We start from the raw sequence: 21,403 nt of genomic DNA on the forward strand, positions 1-21,403 counted from the left end.
AAATTAATTTTTCTCGTCGGACCAACCAATGTCTTCGAGGAAATCATCATAACCACCTGGATAAATTGAAACCTGATCATTATCAAAGACTACCAATTTTGTAGCAACGGCTCGAATGTGAGATTCATCATGAGTAACCATAACTACTGATCCATCAAAATTATCAATTGCCTCAATTAAAGAATCACATGCTTGCATATCTAGATGGTTAGTTGGTTCATCTAAGTATAATATATGTGCTGGTGCAACCAAAATCTTACCCAATAAAACGCGACTTTTTTCTCCTCCTGATAAAACTTTCACTTTCTTAAGAGCTAGATCGTCAGAGAACATTAATCCACCGGCAATAGTTCTTGCTTTGGCTTCCGTGCAAGAAGGATCCGCAGATTTAATCTCATCAGTTACTGTATTACTTTCATTTAAATTTAGTTTGTTGGTCTGACCGAAATAACCTTCTTTTAAAGATGGATGTTTGGATATTTTTCCAGATACCGGTTCTAGTTCGGCTGCAAGCAACTTCAATAATGTGGATTTCCCTTTTCCATTCTTTCCAATTATGCATATCCGATCTCTGCTTCCGACACTCAAGGAAAAATTCTCGATGAGATAAGGAGTTTTTCCATCATAAGAAAAATTTATTTCTTGCGTTGATACCATTTCTTTTGCCGCAAAACTCGCGTTATTGAAATACAATTCAAGATCCTCAATTTTTTCGAGTTCTTTCATTACACCTTGCTTTTCTAATTTTTTAACTCTGGATTGTGCTCGACTTGCAAAACTTGCTTTCGCTTTGAATTTTTGAATGAAGACTTCTTCTTGTTTACGTTTCTTTTCTTGGTTTAGTCTAGTTTTCTCATAAATTTCTTCTGATTGATTGATCTGGCTGTACAATTTGTCCGTATCACCTTGGACTTTGATTGCCTTCCTTCGATGTATTGCAACTGTATGTGTAACAATATTATCCATAAATGCTCGATCATGCGTGATCAGAACAATTTCACCTTCCCACTCTCGTAAGAATTCTTCAAGCCAACGAATAGTCACGATGTCCAAGTAGTTATTCGGCTCATCCAGCATTAACATATTAGGTGAGGATACAAGTAATTTCGCCAGATTCATTCTGATTTGATATCCACCCGAGAATTCATTTGGACTTCTTTCCATATCTTTCTCAGCAAACCCCAATCCAAACAAAACTTTCTCAACCAACCAAGTATTGTATTCTTCACCTTCTGGCAAACCTAGCGAACATTCTTCCAGTACTGTTGGCATAGTAAATTTTAAATGCTGACTTAAATGCCCAATTTTATATCCTTTGGGTTTGGTGATTGTTCCCGAATCTGGTTCAATATTTCCCATCATCATTCCGATGAGTGTGGATTTGCCATGCCCGTTGCGGCCGACCAAGCCTACCTTTTCGCCTGTATTTATACTAAAGCTTAGATCATCAAATAATGTCTGCTTGCCAAATGAATGCTGTATATTCGATAAATGAATCATTAAGGATAGATTTTAAAATCAGTCCAGGGTGGCATTTAAAAAATATTTTCTATCGATTCGTAACTTCTTCAAAAGTTTCACGATAATTTGCATGGTTAGTTCCCATCCATCGATCCCACCAATTAAAATATAATCCATAATTGCAATTGAAATAACGATGGTGCATATTGTGGTGAGTTGTAGTATTATGCCATTTTAATATTGAATGTCTTAGAAAGTTTTTAGGGAACATTTCGAACGCTAAATGTCCTAATACATTCAGAAAGGTCATATAGATTAAGAAGGAAAAAATTGTGAGTCCATGCAATGGAAATAGAACAACAGCAAGAGGTACTATTCCAGCTTCAACAATTGCTTCAAGAGGATGAAAGGAAAATGCAGCCCATGGTGAAGGATTTGTGGATTTGTGATGCACAAGATGAACATGACGAAAAATTTTTGGATGATGCATCCATCTATGAGTCCAGTAAAAATATGTATCATGAAATAGTATCAAACCAATGAGGCTCAATGCATAATATCCCCAACCATATTCAGAAATATCTTTATATAACATCGTCCATCCGTTTTCTTTCATAAAAAGAATGAATACACCGGCAAGTCCGAATACTATCATCGTCAGAAGTGAATAAATTATTTCATGTCTCACCTTCTTCATATCTGGAAGGCGATCTTGTTGAATCCATCTTTTGTGAAACTTATCCTTCCATACAATCCAGAAAATTACAAAGGCAATACCTGCGAAAATAATATAGCGCAGAGTTGACATACCTGTTGCTAGACCAAAAACTGCTAAATACTTTTCCCATTCCATAAAATTTATTCCTTATTAATATGCGAATTTTAAATTACAACTTTGTTTGCTAATGAATGATCTATTTTCAAAATATTGGTATGAAAATGGATCTTTTCTTCTAATTATTTGACTACAAATTCACCTAATCCAGATCTTTCTTTGATTCTTTCTTCAAGTGCCAAATCTCTTCGTTCAACAATCGATTCATAGTATTTCTCATAATCCGGAAAATTTGTACCCATAATTCTATCCCAAAAGTTTGTATATAGACTGTAGTTTCCATGAAATTTCGAATGGTGTTGATTGTGATGTGTGGGAGTATTTATCCATTTTAGAATTGGGTGACTTGCCCATCCCTTAGGGTAAAATTCATATCCAGTATGAAAAAAGATATTGAGTATCATTGCAACAAATGTATGAAAAATTAAAATTTGAAAACTCATAGGAACAAACATTATAAATAAAGGAAGATACAATGCTTCGAGAAAAGCCTCAAGATAATGGAAATTATAGGCGGCTAGTGGAGAAGGATTGACTGACTTGTGGTGGACTGAATGAATTATATGATATAGTTTTTTCGTATGAACCAATCTGTGCATCCAATAGAACCAAGTCTCATGCCAGATTGATATCAATCCAAATGACAAAATCGCATAGCCAATACTTCTATCATCAATCGAGAAATAAACTTGCGATGGAATGATTTTCATTTTTGCGAGAGTGATATTCACAATCGCAACTAAGGTAAACATGATTAAGGTCGTAAAAGATTGCTTGATTTCGAAAAATATTTTTTCCTTTTTTGGAAAATTCAACTGAATTCTATATGGTTGAAAATAATTTTTCTTCCAAACCCAGATTAATAGAAATATTCCTCCGGCGATTGGAAAATATCTTACAACATTCATTGTAAATTGAAATTGCAAAATACCAAGAAAGCAGTTTAAATCTAAATCACATTGATGAACCATATCAATCTCCTAAAATCTATTCTCTTATTATACAGATTTCAGGAAGATCTGTCGTCCGAACTTATCATTCTGGACTGTTTTTCTTACGATATGCTGTCGGAGTCATATTCATTTCCCTTCTAAATGCATCATGAAAACTAGATTTAGATTGAAAGCCCGAATCATAGGCAATGCGGATTGTTGGCCATTCTGGGTTTTGAATCAAGGATTTACATGCATACTCAATACGATGTGAATTAACATATTGATTGAATGATTTTTTTTCTACTTGATTGAGGAATTCTGACAACTGGTGGGTTGTGATATTCAATTTTTCTGCGACAATAGACAAATTTAATTCATCTTCTAAGTAAATTTTCTCTACTGAAAATAATTTATTGATTCTTTCTGTGACCTCATTGATGTCTAGATTTTTCAAATGAGATATTCTATATTTCTCTTCTTCGATGGCGATTTTAACATCCTGGAAAAGCGAAGGGTAAAAAGATTGAATTAGATATAGAGCAGGAACAATTGACGCAAGAAAACTCATTCCAATGCCTATACCGATTCTCACATATCCAAGTGAAATAATAAATCCACCAATGGTTCCAAAGCTCGCAAGTAAAAGTATGATTAGAAAAAAACGTACTGCGGGAGTGCGCCAGAGATTCGACAATCGGAATATATGCAAGAAGTGAAAAGCCGAGTGCAAAATGTACATCATCAAAGATAAACAACCAAGAAATGATAATAATTTGATTGGTAAATCAATTCTCCTAGTGACGTCTGCGATCATCAAGCGGTGGAATCGATCTGGATCTCCAACAATAGGAAGCAAACTTGAAGGCAAATAGAATAGAATACCCAGAACAAAAGGTATGTAATGGAGTCTGGATTCAAGCCAGTAAGGTACTTCGCCTTCTAAGAATAAGTAGAACAACCTGGCTAAAATAGGACCGAATAAAAATAAAATGGGAAGATGTAAACAATAGAGATAAGGAAATGACTGAAAGATATTTGAACTTATATAAAATGTATGAGCAAGAAAAATTCCCACGAGTAAGAGTGCAAAGGATAGCTGTCGATTTTTTGTTGAGGATATAGGTGTGATTGCATATCCCAACGAGAATAATAAAGCAACTCCTGATCCAAAAAAAGATAAATAGTGAAAGAATCCAGCTTCCAATTCTAAAGCAAACTCATCTGATCTGGATTCTCTATATGAGGAAAGCTATTAATAGTGATTGGAGAAATTTTGCCACCTTCCCATTGATATACGCTCAATGAAGTATTGGAAATCCATCTCATTAAAGGAAGATAGTCTCTTTTCGCAAGTCCAATCGAATGCCCAGCGATAACTGCAACCGGAGTGCTAGATGTAACTAGAAGTACGGAACTTGCATCTTTCGGTATGTGATTTAGAATATTCAAAACTTTATCATGATAGTCCTCGAATGAATATGGTTCCGTATGAATTCCTTCAACCCATTCCCCAAGAATCCGTTGAATGAGTTTCATGAAAATTTCTCGCGAACTCTCTCTACCTGCAGATTGTAAAACTTTGTAGCGCTCTAATTGTTTTGCGAATTCTGGATCTTCTTTACGAATTTCATTTGCAATATGAATCCATAACTGAGGATCAAATTCATTTAAGTCGGAAAATGTTTCCGGTTTTGCCATGCAATGCCCTTTATTTACGGATGGATCAATTGCTCCTTTGAGAGTTTGAATCTGTCTGTTCAATGTTCCACTTGCAATGAAATCAAATTCAATACGAAATTGTAAGAAATATTCTCCGAGCAATCTAGCTTGTTCATGGCCTAATTCAGTAAGTTGGTCATAATTCTTGCCTAGACTGTCGGCTTGTCCATGACGAACTACATAAATATAACCCATTATAGTGCATACCTAGGATTCGATATTTGTAATTTGTTCTTTAAGGTTTCACGAATATGATTCAAAATAATTGATTGAGAAGGTAAAACATTATTCTGAATAATATAATCAGTTAATAATTTGTTGCCTTCGGCTAGAATGGCTTTTTTGATTTTAAGATTACTGGATTCGAAAAATTGAACGGATTCATCCAAATTAGAAAAATTCCTACTTTCATATATAAATCTGTTACCAAGAATTTTGACGAGGGAAGTGAATTCTTCTAGAAGATTTGGTTCTTCATTCTTAATCTCTCTTGATATTACACCTAACATATTCCAGCTTATCAAAGTCTTGAAGGATAAAGAATCATCTTCTTTTACTTTTGGCATAATCTCTTTGATGAGAAAATCTTGTATGGCTTCTAAAAGTTCATTTGCATTTGGTCTATCTTGCATGATCGCACTCCTAAGTGATTGAATTAATTTAATTTTTCCAATTTCTCAATTAAATTGAGCATTTCAAATTCCATTTCACAAGTTCTCCTGCCAATTGCAGCAAGCTCGATTCCTTTATCCTTACCGCTGAGATGTCTTTCTGCTTGCTGAATAGAACCAGTTGCCCATCTGAGGTTCCCTATAATTTCCCAAAAGCAAACCTTCTTCGGATCTACTGCAACACCACTGGCATTTTCATATGCATCATAGAATTCTTTGCGATCTGCAAATCCACCTACTTCTTTCATTACCTTTCCAAATCGCCAATCTCGCATGCATAGCCAACCTATATCTTCGTGACGGTCTCCCCAGTGAGCAAATTCATAATCTAAGATCCCGGTTAGTCCTTCAGGTGTAACCATAAAATTCCCTGTTCGGAAATCTCCATGCACCAAACAAATATCAGTTGGTTTGAATTGATCGATGACGGACTCGACCCAATTGATTGCAATTGCAATAGCAGGATGGGGCTCACCAAGAGAATTGATCGTTTCTTTCAATTTATCAATCGAACTTTTTATATACAATTCATTGTTAGTTTCCCCTAATAAAACTAAAGTGTCCTTATCGAAATGGGAATTCTCAATTGTGTTTGTATGAATTTTGGCTAGATTGCGAGCCAGGTCTTGAGCCATACCTTTTTTGCGATATTGATTGAGTGAGTTATCTTTGATTAAGTATCGGCTGTTTGCATTGCCTGTAATTCTCTCCATTAAGTAAAATGGGTTGCCTAATACTTCTGTATTTGATTCGTACAATATGGGTTTTGGAGTGAGAGCTCCAGACTTGTAAATTGTTTCGGCTACTTGGAATTCTGATTTCTTAGGTAAGGATGATAATAAAGAAGCTGCTTTGTCTGTGCGCAGTACAAGACTTTCAGTGCGTGAATTCAGCTTATAGTCTAATGCAATATTGTCTTGGCAGGCTCCACCGCTAAGCTCTTTCCAATAAGTAACTTGAATATCTGAACCAAATTTATCTTGGAGGTAGTTTTCTACTCTCGATTTCCACTCACTGCGTTCCATTCGAACCCCCATTCTACTAAAGATATAATTGCAATAAATAGAAATCTCTATTTAGAATGCTCAATCAATTTATAAGTATTCAATCTATTGGGTGCAATAACAAGTTTTTTTGTTTTATCAAATTTTAAAAGATTGGATTCGTTTTTCCTGATGGTGACGGTTCTTGGATCACCATCACTTACAAAAAGTCGAATTTCTTTATTAACTATTGAATTTTTTAGTTCCTGGAGTGAAACTTCATGTCCATGGATTCTCCTCACGCGATTCGTTCGAAAGGCAGAGGAGAATGGAGAGAGTGATAATCGATTCGAATAATCAAAAATTAAATTATGATTGTAAGCTTTGGTAGAAATCTTATTCGAGTTTTTATTTTTTGTGAATGTATTTGGAAATGTTTCTAATTGGTTCCAATATTTTTTGTTGGGATATCCACCATAAGGCGTTGCAAGAAAATTGTAATTGTATCCCGGAAGAAATTCACGAATTTTTTTCTGTGACAGGGATAAATCTGATGTTATAGAGTCGATTGGTGTTTTCTGATAATCAGGATGAGCGCAAGAATGGTTTTCAATTTCGTATCCATGACTGATAAGATAGTTTAGTTTTTTCTTAGTTAATTGTTCTTGACCGAACAGATTGTTCGGCTTGCCTTGACAAGGAGTAACAAAGAAGACAGCCGTTAGCGGATAGGTTGGATATTGTGATTTAAAATTCTCTAAGATTCCAATGGCTGAATCAGGATCGATTTTGCCATTGTTCAAGAAATTGAATTGCGATATATGCGAATCATCGAAAGTCAATAGAACTGGAATTTTGCCTTGAGGAATATCAATCCATCCTTCATATAAATCTTGAGCCCGAATGAAATAGAAATTGTGCTTTTTTAGAAAATCTAAATCCTTTCGAAAATTCTGAGCGCTTCTCTTCATAAGATTTTCTTTTGGAAGAATCTTGTGATAAGTAATTATAGGAATCAAACCTAGTTCATCCGGTTTTGTAGAATCAAATTTGGATCGACCTGAGTAAAAGATTTTTTCAGATTCTGGAATTTTGATGATTGGATTTTTTAAATTATTCTTAGGATTGGAACCGGATTTATTTTCTTTTGCGAATAGATTAGAAAAAATGCATAGACTTAAAATAATAAAAGGGATAAGTGACCGCATAAAGGAAAGAATGAACGAAATTTTAAAGGTGTCCTGTAAAAACAGGTTTTTGTCTTTTGGAGAACCTTCTAACTTCAAAATGCAAATGATCACCAGTTGCTCGTCCTGTATGACCAACTTCACCAATTTTATCTCCTTTTTTTACTTTAGTTCCCATTTTAACAAGAAATTTACTAAGGTGTCCATATCTAGTTTCGTAACCTAATTCATGTTTTATGATAATTAGATTACCATAACCACCTTTTTTATTACGAAAAATAATTTCTCCATCGGCTGATGCGAAGACAGGTGTTCCCTGAGGCGCAGCTAAATCAACTCCTCCGTGAAATGTTTCATTTCTAGTAAATGGATCATTTCTTTTACCAAATCCTGAGCTCAGAACACTCGCGAGTAATGGTTTGGCAAATCCAAATCCATAGAAGAACATTTTTTCCCGACCTTGAAGGTCTCCGCCAGGAACAAACCATTTTGATCTTGATTCGTCAAAAAATAATTTCTCTGGTAAGGTTTTAAATTCTTTTGCAATCGCAATTCTTTCCTTATCTGAATTGGTTTGTATTTCTTTGTTATAATAGACACCTCTCATGTTTGGAATCAAAATTTTCTGACCTGGAAAGATATCTTGAGGAGAGGCAAGTTCATTGACAGACGATAAACTATCTAAATTCATTCCTGTTCTTGCCATAATTGTAAAAAAATTATCACTCTTACTAACGGTATAAACATAAAATTCAAGTTTTGTTAATTGTATATTTTCATTGTGCGATCTTGAAGCTCGAAGATTTTCCTTAACATCATTGCGTAATGATTTAAGTTTAGGATTGGAATATTCCAAATTCGCAAGATACATTGGACTTGCACCTAGCTGAGTTACCATCTGTAGAAAAAAGTACACAGCAAGGACAATTCTGATGAAACTAGAAAAATACTCGAGCAATTGGAATATGTTTATCATAGGTTTTACTTTCGATTCTCGCTAACTTTTGTGAATTCAGGATTCACTTACATATAGCATCGACCGATTTCAAAAAATCAATGACGCCAGAATCCCAAAAATGAACTCTGTTTAAGTAATCATGGAGACTACGGAAAAGCCTGTAATCAATCAACCCCCTCAAAAATCCGATTCTTTTCCGATTTTATTAGTTCATCTGGGTTTAATTTTCTTCGGAACCCTCATAATGTTGCTTCTGGTTCAATCGACAATGCAGTTCATTATACTTCAGGATAGACTTCCTTCAGATGAATTGGCAGGTAAATCTTTCGATGAACTCTTAGAGTTACAGAAACCCCTAACTGTTGAATTGACAGAAGATTTGAAAAACGATCCGCAGAAAGTGAATTCTCGATACTTGGAGATTGTTTTTAACGAAAGGCCAGGAATTTTGTTCTGGTCGAGCTTGACTTGGGTGATCGCTTTTCTTGTGCCAGGATACTATTTTCTCGGTCGCAGGATGCAGATTCCGATTTCTAAATTGGAAGACAAATTCGGCATCAATATTGTTGGATTCGGTGTAATTGGTGGGATCACTGTGTTTATGATAGTGATGACGGCTGGTCTGTTTTTGCACCTAATCGACTATAAACCTAAGAATAATGAATTCCAGTTGTTATTGTTTCAGAATTTAAAAGACAACACAACTCTACTTGCATGGAGTGTATACAGTGTGGGTCTTGTTACTGGTTTAGTAGAAGAGTGGTTTTTTCGCGGTATGCTACTTAGGCATTATATTTCTAAAGGATTGGCAAAAGAAGGATTACTCATAACATCTTTGTTATTTGGTGCAATGCATTTTTCTTTCGATGCGTCGCCAATCATTCCAGTATTGCTTTCCGGAGTTGGTTATTATTTTGGAAGTCTTTATTTACGTTCAGGAAATATTTGGGTTCCAATCATCGCTCATGCAACCTACAATAGCATTGGGCTTGTTCTAGCCTATTTCGTGGGAGATAAGATTACATGAGAAACTTTAGAATATTATCAATAGTTATAGTATTGTCCTTGATTCTTTCTGGTATCAATCGTTTAGAATCCGCAGAAGTAATTGAAGTTTCTAAGTCTGTAGAAGATGCGAATATTCAAATCATTGCAGTACTATCTAAAATTGATCCAGATGGATATTATAGCGATCCTAAGACTGGCGGATTTATTCATAAATATACGGATAAAGCTTTCTCACCATTCTATTATAAAATCTATATTGGTAGAATGAGCCAAAATTCTGTTGATTCAATTATACGAATCGAAAGTTCTAAGCGTGGTTCTGAGAAAATGTGGAAACAGATTCTTGAAGCAGAGCTTCTCAAAAATCCAGAGAATCCTGAAGCTAGAAAAATTGATAAGAAAAATTATTTCTATTCCCATGGGTTGAATTTGATTCAACCATCTTTGAGTGTAATTTACAATTCTTACAACTCACCCATTTATACAAATCGTGATACATTCTGGTCATCGTTAATATATATTGCAGTGGATTTAGTTTTGGTTGGTGGAGCTTATGCTTATGCAAGTGGTAAAGCACCGAGAAAATCGCTATGGGATAATTTATTGAATCGCTCCGGTCCACCCGAGCTTCACAGAGGTCCAGATGCTGGAGCAATTTTCGGAGCACTTGCTGTTACGCGACTGTATAGAATGATTGGTTCTCAACAAGACACTGCATCGCATAACAAAGTTGCAGAATTTTCATATACATTCAGTTTTTGAATAGATTTCTAGCAGCATCGCTTGCACTGGATCTTTCGAAATCTTCTCGGTCGATCATTATAAGATCGATACCTTCCTTATCCAAGCGACTCAGCATCTTACCAATCTCACTTGGATTTTTGGAATTAGATGCGAGGTAAATAAATTCCGTTTTGCAATCAGGACAGGATTTATCTTTCAAATAATTCAGACCCAATCGTTTGCAGTTCCCACAAGTTGCGTATAAATCGTCCACGTATAGAATATTTTTCTTTATATCATCAACCTTTAGCTGTTTCCAGACGCGTATAAATTTTGTTTTAGGAATATCATCTTGAGACATAGAAGAAAAATCTAAAAAATCAACGAATTGTCAATCGATTAATTCTGTCCCAAAATTGTGCTAGAGTGATTTCGAGCATTTCAAATTATGAAAGTTATAGGAGTATTGAAAAATGAATCAAAATTCTGGAAAATCTATAAATTGGATTGTGATCGGTTCGATCTCTGCTTTATTCGCAGTTGTTCTTGGAGCTTTTGGTGCACATGCTTTGAAAGCAATGCTCACTGATGATCTTCTCAAAATCTACGAAACAGGAAACCGTTATCATTTCTATCATAGCTTTGCAATTCTAATAGTCGGTATCATGAACATAATAAAATTTCCTGATGCAATTCTAAATCAAAGTTCCATTAAAAGTTTTAAATTTTTGCAATCTTCTGGTTGGGCGTTTCTGATTGGAATTTTTGTTTTCTCTGGTAGTTTGTATATTCTTGCTTTTACGGGAATCAGAATTCTTGGAGCAATCACTCCATTCGGTGGCATATCATTTATGATTGGTTGGTTACTATTTGCCATTAGCTCCGTAAGAAAATAAATGATTTGATAATATATGGAAGATAAAAATCAAAATTAAAAGGGTTAGGTGGAATACCATTCTTTATATTTTTCCATTGTGTGAAGTTAGTATAGCTTTTTTGTTGCTATTGATTCCAAACATAGATTCTCCCTTTGATTCAGATTGATTCAAAAAAATTCCAAATCGTATCAGCTCCATTTATCTCATAAGTAGGATTGCCTAAATCAATAAAAGGAATCTCGTCCATTTTACCAGGCCAAGAGTGTCCGCCACCTATGATTTTTATGATTCCAACTGATGTATTATTATCACAATTGTTGTGCAAGTTGTATACTAGAGAAGTTTTATCCGAAAGATTCGAGTTTTGTTTTGAAATGGAACCTTTGCCGATGCAACCATTCCACTGAACCCATCGATCAAAACTTTCTTCGGCACTTAGTATCAGTCCATTATCGGACACATAACCTCCATAATAAGGAACAAGTGGATCTTCTGTACCATTTATAAATAAGACAGATAGGGGTTTTGATGGTCTATATTTCCTAAGCAAATTTTCAGATAGTTGAGATACAACGCTTGCTCCTGCACGGAATAATTCTGTTTTTTCTAGCAGCATTCTTTGGGTCATAAATCCCCCATTTGAATGTCCGCTTATAAAGATTCTGGATTCATCAATTGGATAATCGACTAATGAATTTTTAATTATTTCTTCAATAAATCCGACATCATCGATTCCTTTGCGATCAGCAGGCGTTCCTCCTCTTCCGTCAGCCCAGCTTCGATCAAAACCATCCGGATATATTATAATTAACTTATGTTTATCAGCTACGGAATTGAAGTCGGATTGGATCATCGCTTGTCTTCCAGTTCCGTATCTTCCATGTAAGAATAGAATTAAACCATATTTGTTATGATTAACAGTATTTTGAATTTTCTGAATTGAATTATCCTGGTTTAGATCTGAGTTCTGAGTCGTATCAATCACCGAATTCGGAATATAGATATGGTAACTTCTCTTTATGCCACCTGAGAAAATAGTCTTACTCAGAACGTTCACTCTTTGAGAAATACGATAGTCTCTTATATGATGGCATCCAAAAATAAGAAAAAGATTGAGTAAAATAGTTATTTTAACCATACGGACAAAAATTTCAGAAAGAGATATTGGGTTAGAAAAAACATATCTGTTCATATCTTTTTCTCATATTCGCACATTATTTTTTTTACTTCTAATTCTAAAATTCTTTTAAATTCTAAAGATGGCCAGAAGAAAGGCGTTAGAGGAACTAAAAGTATACCTCGCCATTGATTGAGAACTAACACGGATTCCGATTCAAATTTTATTCCGTTTAAACCTCGAACGCGTATAGAAACCGAATGCTCGGTAATTGTGTGAAATGGAATTGCCGTCCCACTTATAAAACTCAAAACAAAGTTACCAAAATGCAGAGCAGGGTAGTCGTAAAACACCTCCCGTTCTTCTAACATGATTTCCAATATTTCTATAGATTGTTTTGATTCCGTAATTCCCATTTCAACAAATGTCTGTTTTAATAATTCTTTCTCTTTCGGATACTTAGCAAATCCTATCCAATCAATCTGAAAGGGTCTTTGGATACTTGGCGTTGAGATTTTGAGATTGATTAATTCTGGATTTGAATATGCAATACAGGACATAAAACTAAAGCAGAGTGAGATCAAAAAAATTAATTTTAAAGATGAAAGTATAAAACGTACGGGTAAATTTGAATTGTATTTGAATTCCGCATTAAGAACTATTTTCTGATTCATAAAATTAGATGAGACTCCAATTCTTTTGAACGAAGAAAATAATCAGTGCAGTCTTGATATCTATTTTGAATAGATTGCCTATCATCAAACGGAATAAGAAATAAAGGTAACCAACCAAAAACTTGAAAATGGTCTACACTGCATTCAACTTCTGTTAGAAATTTATTTTTCTTCCACAATCGAAATCTTATAAGATCATTGTTTCTCTTATAAACTGGAATGACTAGTCCAGACTGGATGCTGAATATTCTATTGCCAATATAAATTATATACTCAATAGGATTATTTTCTATTCGATGACTCAGAGGATGCTCCGGTTGGTCGAATACTATCCCAAGAGAACGACTATCTTCATACACGATTTGAATTCTAAATTCAGTCTCTGACTTAGTTGCAGAAGTAAATCGTCGAAAAACGTCCGTGGTGTGAATCCTTCTTAATATGGTTGAAACGTGTTTTCCATTATTTTCTATCTCCCATCCATACAATTCGTAAGCAATTTCTACGTCATAGACGGGTAATGGTGATAGATTGATATCCTTGTATAATTTGAATCGAGCACAATTGATCGAGCTCACTATTAAAAATAATAATATCCACCTAATGAAGTGATGCACAAGGTAAAGTTTGTTCAAATGCCTTCTACAACAAGCTATTTTTAAAAATTCTAAATCTTTTTATTATTAGATAATTTTAGTTAAAAGCTGAAATTATTTAGCAATAGAATATAAATAAAATATAAAAAAAAATTGACTGATTAGACAATATCAATTCAATTTTCACAGTACATCGCTACAAAGGAAATTTAATCAATGTCAAATGGCGCATCGAACATTCAAACAATCAGAATTATACATATCGCATTAACTTTTGGTCCAACAGCATTTATTATTTTATGCTCGACTGTTTTAAAAGAACGATTGGTTACGGAAAATGAAGTTTTCTACTTGGTAGGATTGGTTTTTGGAATCATGGCATCCGTTGCGGCATTTTTCTTACCGTCGTTTTTATCTAAATCGATGATAAAACAAAATGACCGAGATTCCGGTTACCAGACGCTCAAGATCATTCAATTAGCAATCTTGGAAAGTAGCGCGCTATTGAATGGTGTGTTTTTCTTCATCACTGGAAAACAAGAATCATTAATCATATCGATTGTACTTATCCTTGTTCTGGCATCAAGATTTCCATCTGAAGCAGAAAAGGATAAGTTGTTTCCTAAAGGAAATATTCCTTATAATTAAGTCTGATTCTCAATCGTGTATTTCAATTTCTCGACTCCGTCTGCTGGAATCTTGATATCGAAATACACTTTGTATTGTGATTCTTTCTCAAAGGAATGTGAATTGTTAGTAATTTTCCATTCTCCATATGTATTTGCATAGAACCTGACAGTGATTGCCTCTTTCTTGCGATTTCGAATGTCTACTTCATAACTTGCTTTAAATCCATTAGATATTTTGAATTGCTCAAAAGACATTTGCCTACCATTTGCAACTACATCAAATGCTGAACCTGTACTTACACGCACCCATTCATTATTTGGAGTGTGGTCTATGGAATCTTCACCTAATAGCTGTTGTCTCCCTTTGGAATCTGCTTTAAACAATCTTACTGTGCCAGCGGGGAGTGGTCTGCCAAGGTTGTTCTTCTTGGTATTATGAATATCATAGCGGACTGTTGCATTATTGAATTTTTTTTCGTTATTGGAATACATCGGTAGATTTTCAAAAATAAATTTCTTTTCAATTTTAATTGATTTTTCACTGAAAAGTTGAACTTGCTTAGTCTGCTGAGATCCAATGTCTGTTGGTTGATCTAAACTGTACAAATAGTATTCAGAAAGATTTTCTTGCTCGAAGGCAGGAGATTCCATTCCATCCGCAACTGCAAAAGTTGTTTTCTTTCTCACTTGATAATTATTTTCTTGTATTCGATTGGATGAAATCAATTGAATTTTTCCTGCAACCAATTGAAGGTTAGCTTTTGGAAAAGCTGCACCGCTAGAGTTACTGAGCGTTACCCAAGATTGAATATCTGTTGAATCTTCTTTGTCATTGATATTTAAATTGTAGTCTGCAGACCAATTCATTCCACCAGTTTGATAAGAAACTTCCATAGATTTAGATCCTGCTTCTTTGCTGGATAGTTCCCATACAAGTGTTGGTTTGGAGAATAGATTCTCTGGAATAGATGATACAACTACACGTCCTGGATGATTGAGCGCGATCGTGTTACCGATTTCATAGACTGGTCCATCATTATAAGCGATCAATTTGGCTTTTGTTGAAATTTGTTCACCTGACTTTGAATTGGTGGTAATTAAAGTGACTTCTTTTCCTACATATTTTTCTAGTAATCTCTGGTTAGATATGAGATCATATTCAAAATTTTGTTCAAAAACATCAAATTCTGATGATCCTTTAGCAGGGGATACACGGACAGTCTGTGGAAGAATAGAAGAAGCTACATCTTCGTAGCGTAAGGTGCTGCGTCCTTTTGGAAGGGAAATATTTCTTGTTTCGCGAACAAGTCCCATTCCTCCATTGTAGATAGTTACAGAAATAGTTTTTCGATCGGAGGCTGAACTTGATTCATCAGCGAAGGTTGATTGCGATAGTGCGATTACAAAAAGTCCGAAAATTATTTTTTTGGAAATTGGCATGAAAGATAACTCCTCATTGCCATTGTGAACAATAAAAAAACTGATGCAATCCAAAAAGCCATAACTAATTTGTCCCTATGCAAGAGAAAGTTAAAATAGCAATCATCGGTGGAACAGGATTGTATTCCTTAGATGGAATGGAAATTTTGCGAGAAATTCATTCAGATACACCGTGGGGTAAACCATCTGATGTGATCACAATTGGGCGATTTAAAGGTAAAGAGATTGCCTTCTTACCTCGACATGGTAAAGGTCATTTTATTTCCCCATCGGATATTCCAGCACAAGCAAATATCTGTGCACTTCGTAACTTGGGAGTCGAAGAAATTGTATCTTTTTCTTCCGTTGGAAGTCTTCGTCAAGAAATTGCACCTCGGGATTTTGTTCTTCCCAATCAAATTATAGATAGAACGAAGGCTCGCCCGTCTAGTTTTTTTGAAAATGGTGTAGTTGCACATGCTCCATTTGCAGATCCTTTTTCAATAAGCCTTGCAAAAAGAATAGAGAAGGTTGCAGAAAAAATAAAATTGAAGCTTCATACAGAGAAGACATTGATTTGTATGGAAGGTCCGTTATTTTCAACTCGTGCCGAATCACATATGTATAGATCTTGGGGCGCAGATATAATTAATATGAGCGTTCTTCCTGAAGCTAAATTAGCTCGAGAAGCTGAGATTGCCTACCAGATGGTCTGCATGTCTACAGATTATGATTGCTGGAAAGAAGATGAAGAACATGTTACACTTGAAATGGTAATTAAGAATCTAACTCAGAATGCGGATACAGCCAAAACACTGTTAGCCGAATTGATACCGGAACTCGGCAATGGTGATGATGTGAGTTTGATCGGTACAACCAAATACTCAATCGTGACTGCACCAGAGAAAAGAAATCCAGAACAAGTAATGAAATTAAAAGTTCTTTTCCCTGAATATTTTTAAGAAAAATGATAATCAAGATTTTTCATTTGAAATCTTTCTTAGTAAAAACTAGAATTAAATTAATATAAAAAAGGTAACCATGAATAAATATCCTCACTTACTCGCTCCTCTTGACTTGGGTTTTACGACATTAAAGAACAGAGTGATTATGGGCTCAATGCATACCGGTTTGGAAGAAGCTCCCAATGGTTATGAACGAATGGCAGCTTTTTATGGAGAGCGCGCAAAGGGTGGAGTAGGACTAATTGTAACGGGTGGCATTGCGCCTAACGAAGCCGGACGTGTAGGAAAAGGTGCTGGAATCATGGATTCTTCAGAAGAAGCAGCCAAGCATAAAATTGTTACTAAGGCCGTTCATGATCATGGAGGTAAGATTTGTCTTCAGATTCTTCACACAGGTCGATATGCTTATCATGATAAAGCTGTAGGCGCTTCATTACAAAGAGCTCCGATCAATCTATACAAACCTCATAAATTGACTCATGAAGAAATTTTACAAACAATCGAAGATTTTGCGAATTGTGCAGCTTATTGCCAAGAAGCAGGTTACGATGGTGTAGAAATCATGGGATCGGAAGGTTATCTAATCAATCAATTCATCGCAACGAAAACAAACGATCGCGATGATGAATGGGGTGGAAGTTTTGAGAATCGAATTCGTTTAGCTCTGGAGACTATTAAGGCTGTACGTGCTAAAGTTGGTAAAAATTTTATTATCATTTATCGTTTATCGATGTTAGATCTAGTTGAGGATGGCGGCAATATTGATGAGGTTATTCACCTTGCAAAAGAAGTAGAGAAGGCTGGAGCTACGATAATCAACACTGGAATTGGATGGCATGAAGCAAGAATTCCTACAATAGGTATGATGGTGCCAAGGGCTGCATTTACTTGGGTTACAGCCAAAGTAAAAGGAAAAGTCTCGATACCGCTAGTAACTTCCAATCGTATCAATAACCCAGCGACTGCAGAAGAAGTCCTAGCACGAGGTGATGCTGACATGGTATCTATGGCACGTCCATTTCTCGCTGATCCATATTTTGTGAACAAAGCAGCTGAGGACAAAGCAGATGAGATCAATACATGCATCGCTTGCAATCAAGCATGTTTGGATCATATCTTTGTTGGGAAAATTGCAAGTTGTCTAGTGAATCCTCGAGCTTGCTTCGAGACAGAATTGATTATTAAGCAAACGACCAAGAAGAAAAAAATTGCAGTTGTAGGTGCAGGTCCAGGAGGATTAGCTACGGCAACAACAGCGGCTGAATGCGGACATAGTGTAACACTTTACGAGTCTATGGATCGTATTGGTGGACAATTGAATATTGCGAAACAAATTCCTGGAAAAGAAGAATTCAATGAGACTATTCGGTACTTTGGCAAAATGATCGAAAAATTTGGTGTTCAACTCATTTTAAATAAAAGAATAACTGCGAAAGAATTGATCGATGAAGGATATGATGAAGTCATTCTTGCGACAGGTGTAGTGCCTAGAAAACCAGAAATTCCAGGAATTGATTCACCACATGTTTTGAGTTATGTGGACTTGGTTTTGAATAAAAAGCCAGTAGGCAAAACAGTTGCTGTCATTGGCGCTGGTGGAATCGGTTTTGATGTTAGTATCTATCTTACGGACGCAGGTCATCCGTTTGACACTAAGCATTATCTTGAGGAATGGGGGATTGACACTTCCATATCAAAGGATGGTGGACTCTCCCAAAAAATTGATTATAAATCGCCGCGCACAGTAACAATGCTTAAGCGATCAAATAATAAATTTGGTTCAAATCTTGGAAAAACAACGGGTTGGATCCATAAAACTACTCTGATAGATCGGAAGGTAGAACAGATTTCGGGAGTAGTTTACAAAAAGATTGAAAACGGAAATATTATAATTGAAGTGAAAGGAAAAGAGAGATCAATTCCAGCTGAGTCGGTTGTAATTTGTGCTGGTCAAGATCCTCTTCGAGAACTCAAAGAAGATTTGGAAAAAGCGGGATTGCCAGTTCATCTTGTGGGAGGAGCAGACTTAGCCGCAGAGCTTGATGCAAAGCGAGCTATTGATCAAGGAACTCGATTGGCAGTAACTTTATAGGCAATTATTGGACTACGATCTTGAATGTAGTCCAGTCATTTCTTTCGTAGATAAAAGAAGCATTCAATTGTTCTGCTAGCATTTTAATAATATTAATTCCTAATCCAAATGTTTCACTATTTTTGATATCAAAACTTGGATTAGGACCAATTCCATTATCAGAAAATTCTAATTTCAATTTACCGTTTGTTTTTTTCAGAGAAATTTTAAGTAATCCTATGTAGTTGTGTGGGAAAGCATACTTTATCGAATTCGTGATCAATTCATTGAGTATCAATCCCCAAGAAGTTGCTTCTCGGGATGAAACGACTATGTCATCCAAATCCAATTCGATCGATATTGTTGCACGATTGAGCGTGAAAGATTTATCATAGGATTCCAGTAGATATTCAGTATAATACTTTAAAGAAATATCAGAATTGTTATCCGATTTAAGAAGTAGATCATAGAGTTTCATCAATGATCTGATTCTTCCTTCTAAATCATCAAGAGATTGAACTGTATCTTTTGTTCCAACTTTTTCTTTTTCTAAATTTATGAAGCCAATAATCATTGCAAAACTATTTCGAATACGATGCTGCAGTTCTTGCATCAATGTTGTTTTCTCTTGCAATGTTTTTTGTAGTTCTTTCTCAGCTTTTCTCTGAAATGTTATATCTCGTAAAATACTTTGATGGAGATTAGGTGCAATTTGAAATGCATTGTACTCAGCGATTCGTATCTCACCATTGGATAAGCGGAATTTGATTGTTCCCGTATCGGAACCTTTGTCTATATAATCTTGATACATTTCATGAACATTCTTGTTTGATTCAATAATATTTAGATCTGTGATTTTAACTTTGCTGATGTCCTTCTCTTTTATTTCAAACATTCTAATCGCAGCAGCATTCATGTTAACATAGTTGCCATTATCATCAGCTAATAGAATTGCATCTTTAGAATTTTCAAATGTCAGTCTAAAGTGCTCATTGGATTTCTTGAGTCGAAAAGCCATTTTAATTGATGCGATTAATACAGTTTCTCCTGTATTCTTAACTATATAGCCATATGAAGTTATGGATTCGGTTTTTTTGACAATGTCAGGTTCCGTGTGATTAGATAAAAATATTATCGGTATATCGAATTTTTCCAATAATTTCTTAGCGGTATCAGTTCCATCTAATCCGGTACCCAGATCAATATCCATAAGAATTAGGTCGAAATTTGAATCCTTACTAAGAAGATCTAAACAAGCTTCACCAGACAAAGCATGACTCAAATTAAAGCCATTTCGTTCTAGAATTCTTTTTTCTGAGATCGCTATGATAGCATCGTCTTCAACAAGTAATATTTTCTTAACAGGCTCAATGATCATAAATTATTGTTGGAATCTTTCTAAATCGTACGAAAACTTTCTAGAATCCACAAACTGGAATGCTAAGTGAACGTACTGCAATTAACGTAACTTTTAGAAAGGAAGATTTAAAATTATTACCTTGAAAGAAATATAAGATTTTAGATGAAAATTTGTCAATTAATAAAAAATTGACAAATCAAATAAAAATTCATGCCCTTACAGGCATTTTAAATTCTTGTGAACCAATCAGGAAGGACAGGTAGTTGATTCTCTTCCCAAGTCCAATCACCTAATACAGATGTTATGGGAGAAGTTCCTTTTAAGACTGCAATGAGTCCACGGCTAAGATCGTCTCGCTTAGTTGGTCTATAAGCAATTGCGGGGAAATTTGAGGAAAATGCAGCTTTTTCGTGATCCCAAGCATATTGGAGAAAGAAATCTAAAAATTTGGAATTGGAAGATTCATAAGCTTTTTTTAATTCAAGTAGTTCTGGATCATTCGTTTTCTTCATCATCCTTTGTAGAACTATGGATATTCCTCTAACGCTTTGAGAAAAAAATGTTCCTGCTCGAACGATTTTTCTCGATGTCGGTTTGGCTATTGCCCATTCGTCCATGATTCTTTTTACATGACCCATCGCACCGTAAAAGGATTTGGTATGATCAAGCCAATAAAATGCTGAATAAGCTACCATTTTCTTAGGTTCAAATTTCTTCTCTAAAAGAATCATCGGGTCATACGAAATTGCAAGGGATTCCTCTAGCGCATGCTTTGTCGTGTTAGCTATTGGAATTCCTACTTCTCCTAGAGCGGGAGTATAAATAATTGCTTCAAATTCTGGCTCATGTCCAACTTTGGACATCTGACTCAATATAAGCTGGACAATTGACTGATCTGCTCGTACATTATGTAAGGTAAAATCTACTCCAATGATATCATTGACTCCCGTAGTGGTTCCGATGATAATTGCTGACTTATCTAGACTTCTAATTGCCTGAATTGCGCTCTGACCTGCTTCTCCTGATGCACCTACGATTAAGAATTGTTTTACTATCATGGTTTTATTTTACTTTTGACTAGGAAATAACAAGGAAATTATTTCTCTGATAAGGTGAATAATCTTTGTGTTACTTTTTGTATCAAGGGAGCTTCCTGCTTAATTACTATATCCAAGAGTTGGAACCAATTGTTTAATAGAGATTAAGTCAAGAAT

22 protein-coding genes are annotated in these 21,403 nt (G+C 35.2%); 6 read left to right on the top strand and 16 right to left on the bottom strand.

Features of this window, described 5'->3' with window-relative positions:
* Window positions 1–3 precede the first annotated feature (3 nt).
* From O4O04_RS02615 to O4O04_RS02655, 9 genes are all read right to left on the bottom strand, one after another.
* The gene (locus O4O04_RS02615; protein WP_272533974.1) at window positions 4–1,500 is read right to left on the bottom strand and encodes an ABC-F family ATP-binding cassette domain-containing protein; all 1,497 of its coding nucleotides are present in this window, start codon (window positions 1,498–1,500) and stop codon (window positions 4–6) included.
* Window positions 1,501–1,549: 49 nt separating this feature from the next.
* On the bottom strand, window positions 1,550–2,314 hold the full coding sequence (locus O4O04_RS02620) for a sterol desaturase family protein (protein ID WP_272533976.1): 765 nt from the start codon (window positions 2,312–2,314) through the stop codon (window positions 1,550–1,552).
* A gap of 104 nt (window positions 2,315–2,418) precedes the next feature.
* Window positions 2,419–3,267, bottom strand: a complete 849-nt coding sequence (locus O4O04_RS02625; protein WP_272533978.1) for a sterol desaturase family protein — start codon at window positions 3,265–3,267, stop codon at window positions 2,419–2,421.
* Between the two features lie 64 nt (window positions 3,268–3,331).
* Window positions 3,332–4,435 (bottom strand): AraC family transcriptional regulator, encoded by a 1,104-nt coding sequence (locus O4O04_RS02630; protein WP_272533980.1) that lies wholly within the window; start codon window positions 4,433–4,435, stop codon window positions 3,332–3,334.
* A gap of 2 nt (window positions 4,436–4,437) precedes the next feature.
* Window positions 4,438–5,145: a histidine phosphatase family protein gene (locus tag O4O04_RS02635; protein WP_272533982.1), complete on the bottom strand. Its 708-nt coding sequence runs from the start codon at window positions 5,143–5,145 to the stop codon at window positions 4,438–4,440.
* On the bottom strand, window positions 5,145–5,582 hold the full coding sequence (locus O4O04_RS02640; protein WP_272533983.1) for a DUF6285 domain-containing protein: 438 nt from the start codon (window positions 5,580–5,582) through the stop codon (window positions 5,145–5,147). The genes O4O04_RS02635 and O4O04_RS02640 overlap by 1 nt, the downstream gene beginning before the upstream one ends.
* Window positions 5,583–5,605: 23 nt before the next feature.
* Window positions 5,606–6,646 (bottom strand): phosphotransferase family protein, encoded by a 1,041-nt coding sequence (locus O4O04_RS02645; protein ID WP_272533985.1) that lies wholly within the window; start codon window positions 6,644–6,646, stop codon window positions 5,606–5,608.
* A 47-nt stretch (window positions 6,647–6,693) separates the two neighbouring features.
* On the bottom strand, window positions 6,694–7,812 hold the full coding sequence (locus O4O04_RS02650; RefSeq protein WP_272533987.1) for a polysaccharide deacetylase family protein: 1,119 nt from the start codon (window positions 7,810–7,812) through the stop codon (window positions 6,694–6,696).
* Window positions 7,813–7,834: 22 nt separating this feature from the next.
* Window positions 7,835–8,767 carry a LysM peptidoglycan-binding domain-containing M23 family metallopeptidase gene (locus O4O04_RS02655; protein WP_442915923.1) on the bottom strand — a complete coding sequence of 311 codons (933 nt, stop codon included), beginning with the start codon at window positions 8,765–8,767 and terminating at the stop codon, window positions 7,835–7,837.
* Between the two features lie 121 nt (window positions 8,768–8,888).
* Here O4O04_RS02655 and O4O04_RS02660 point away from each other — a divergent pair, with 121 nt between their 5' ends.
* Both O4O04_RS02660 and O4O04_RS02665 read left to right on the top strand, forming a co-directional pair.
* Window positions 8,889–9,776: a CPBP family intramembrane glutamic endopeptidase gene (locus tag O4O04_RS02660; RefSeq protein WP_272533989.1), complete on the top strand. Its 888-nt coding sequence runs from the start codon at window positions 8,889–8,891 to the stop codon at window positions 9,774–9,776.
* Window positions 9,773–10,519 (top strand): hypothetical protein, encoded by a 747-nt coding sequence (locus O4O04_RS02665; protein WP_272533991.1) that lies wholly within the window; start codon window positions 9,773–9,775, stop codon window positions 10,517–10,519. Before O4O04_RS02660 ends, O4O04_RS02665 begins: the two co-directional genes overlap by 4 nt.
* Here O4O04_RS02665 and O4O04_RS02670 read toward each other — a convergent pair.
* Window positions 10,509–10,841: a hypothetical protein gene (locus O4O04_RS02670; RefSeq protein ID WP_272533993.1), complete on the bottom strand. Its 333-nt coding sequence runs from the start codon at window positions 10,839–10,841 to the stop codon at window positions 10,509–10,511. The genes O4O04_RS02665 and O4O04_RS02670 overlap by 11 nt on opposite strands.
* Window positions 10,842–10,953: 112 nt before the next feature.
* Between O4O04_RS02670 and O4O04_RS02675 the strand changes: the two genes are divergently transcribed.
* The gene (locus tag O4O04_RS02675; protein WP_272533995.1) at window positions 10,954–11,376 is read left to right on the top strand and encodes a DUF423 domain-containing protein; all 423 of its coding nucleotides are present in this window, start codon (window positions 10,954–10,956) and stop codon (window positions 11,374–11,376) included.
* Between the two features lie 139 nt (window positions 11,377–11,515).
* On the opposite strand, the gene O4O04_RS02680 is transcribed toward O4O04_RS02675, so the two are convergent.
* The 3 genes from O4O04_RS02680 to O4O04_RS02690 are packed head-to-tail and all read right to left on the bottom strand — an operon-like array spanning window position 11,516 to window position 13,727.
* Window positions 11,516–12,550: a CE1 family esterase gene (locus tag O4O04_RS02680; protein ID WP_272533997.1), complete on the bottom strand. Its 1,035-nt coding sequence runs from the start codon at window positions 12,548–12,550 to the stop codon at window positions 11,516–11,518.
* Window positions 12,547–13,149, bottom strand: coding sequence for a hypothetical protein (locus tag O4O04_RS02685; protein WP_272533999.1), 603 nt, complete (start codon window positions 13,147–13,149; stop codon window positions 12,547–12,549). Before O4O04_RS02685 ends, O4O04_RS02680 begins: the two co-directional genes overlap by 4 nt.
* Window positions 13,146–13,727: a hypothetical protein gene (locus O4O04_RS02690; RefSeq protein WP_272534001.1), complete on the bottom strand. Its 582-nt coding sequence runs from the start codon at window positions 13,725–13,727 to the stop codon at window positions 13,146–13,148. The genes O4O04_RS02685 and O4O04_RS02690 overlap by 4 nt, the downstream gene beginning before the upstream one ends.
* A gap of 234 nt (window positions 13,728–13,961) precedes the next feature.
* Here O4O04_RS02690 and O4O04_RS02695 point away from each other — a divergent pair, with 234 nt between their 5' ends.
* Window positions 13,962–14,393: a hypothetical protein gene (locus tag O4O04_RS02695; RefSeq protein ID WP_272534003.1), complete on the top strand. Its 432-nt coding sequence runs from the start codon at window positions 13,962–13,964 to the stop codon at window positions 14,391–14,393.
* Here the strand turns inward: O4O04_RS02695 and O4O04_RS02700 are convergent.
* The gene (locus O4O04_RS02700) at window positions 14,390–15,814 is read right to left on the bottom strand and encodes a DUF4139 domain-containing protein (RefSeq protein WP_272534005.1); all 1,425 of its coding nucleotides are present in this window, start codon (window positions 15,812–15,814) and stop codon (window positions 14,390–14,392) included. The two genes, O4O04_RS02695 and O4O04_RS02700, sit on opposite strands and share 4 nt — an antisense overlap.
* A 77-nt stretch (window positions 15,815–15,891) precedes the next feature.
* On the opposite strand from O4O04_RS02700, the gene mtnP reads away from it, so the two are divergent.
* Together mtnP and O4O04_RS02710 are read left to right on the top strand one after the other, a co-directional pair.
* A complete protein-coding gene (mtnP, locus tag O4O04_RS02705; protein WP_272534007.1) occupies window positions 15,892–16,755 on the top strand; it encodes an S-methyl-5'-thioadenosine phosphorylase in 864 nt (287 codons plus the stop codon).
* A 79-nt stretch (window positions 16,756–16,834) separates the two neighbouring features.
* A complete protein-coding gene (locus O4O04_RS02710; protein WP_272534009.1) occupies window positions 16,835–18,850 on the top strand; it encodes an oxidoreductase in 2,016 nt (671 codons plus the stop codon).
* A 4-nt stretch (window positions 18,851–18,854) separates the two neighbouring features.
* Here the strand turns inward: O4O04_RS02710 and O4O04_RS02715 are convergent, their stop codons facing one another.
* Together O4O04_RS02715 and O4O04_RS02720 are read right to left on the bottom strand one after the other, a co-directional pair.
* Complete coding sequence (locus O4O04_RS02715; protein WP_272534010.1) at window positions 18,855–20,207, bottom strand: sensor histidine kinase; 1,353 nt, start codon at window positions 20,205–20,207, stop codon at window positions 18,855–18,857.
* A 209-nt stretch (window positions 20,208–20,416) separates the two neighbouring features.
* Window positions 20,417–21,247, bottom strand: coding sequence for a hypothetical protein (locus O4O04_RS02720; RefSeq protein ID WP_272534012.1), 831 nt, complete (start codon window positions 21,245–21,247; stop codon window positions 20,417–20,419).
* Between the last annotated feature and the right edge of the window lie 156 nt (window positions 21,248–21,403).

The organism is Leptospira sp. GIMC2001 (assembly GCF_028462125.1).
Taxonomy (GTDB): domain Bacteria; phylum Spirochaetota; class Leptospiria; order Leptospirales; family Leptospiraceae.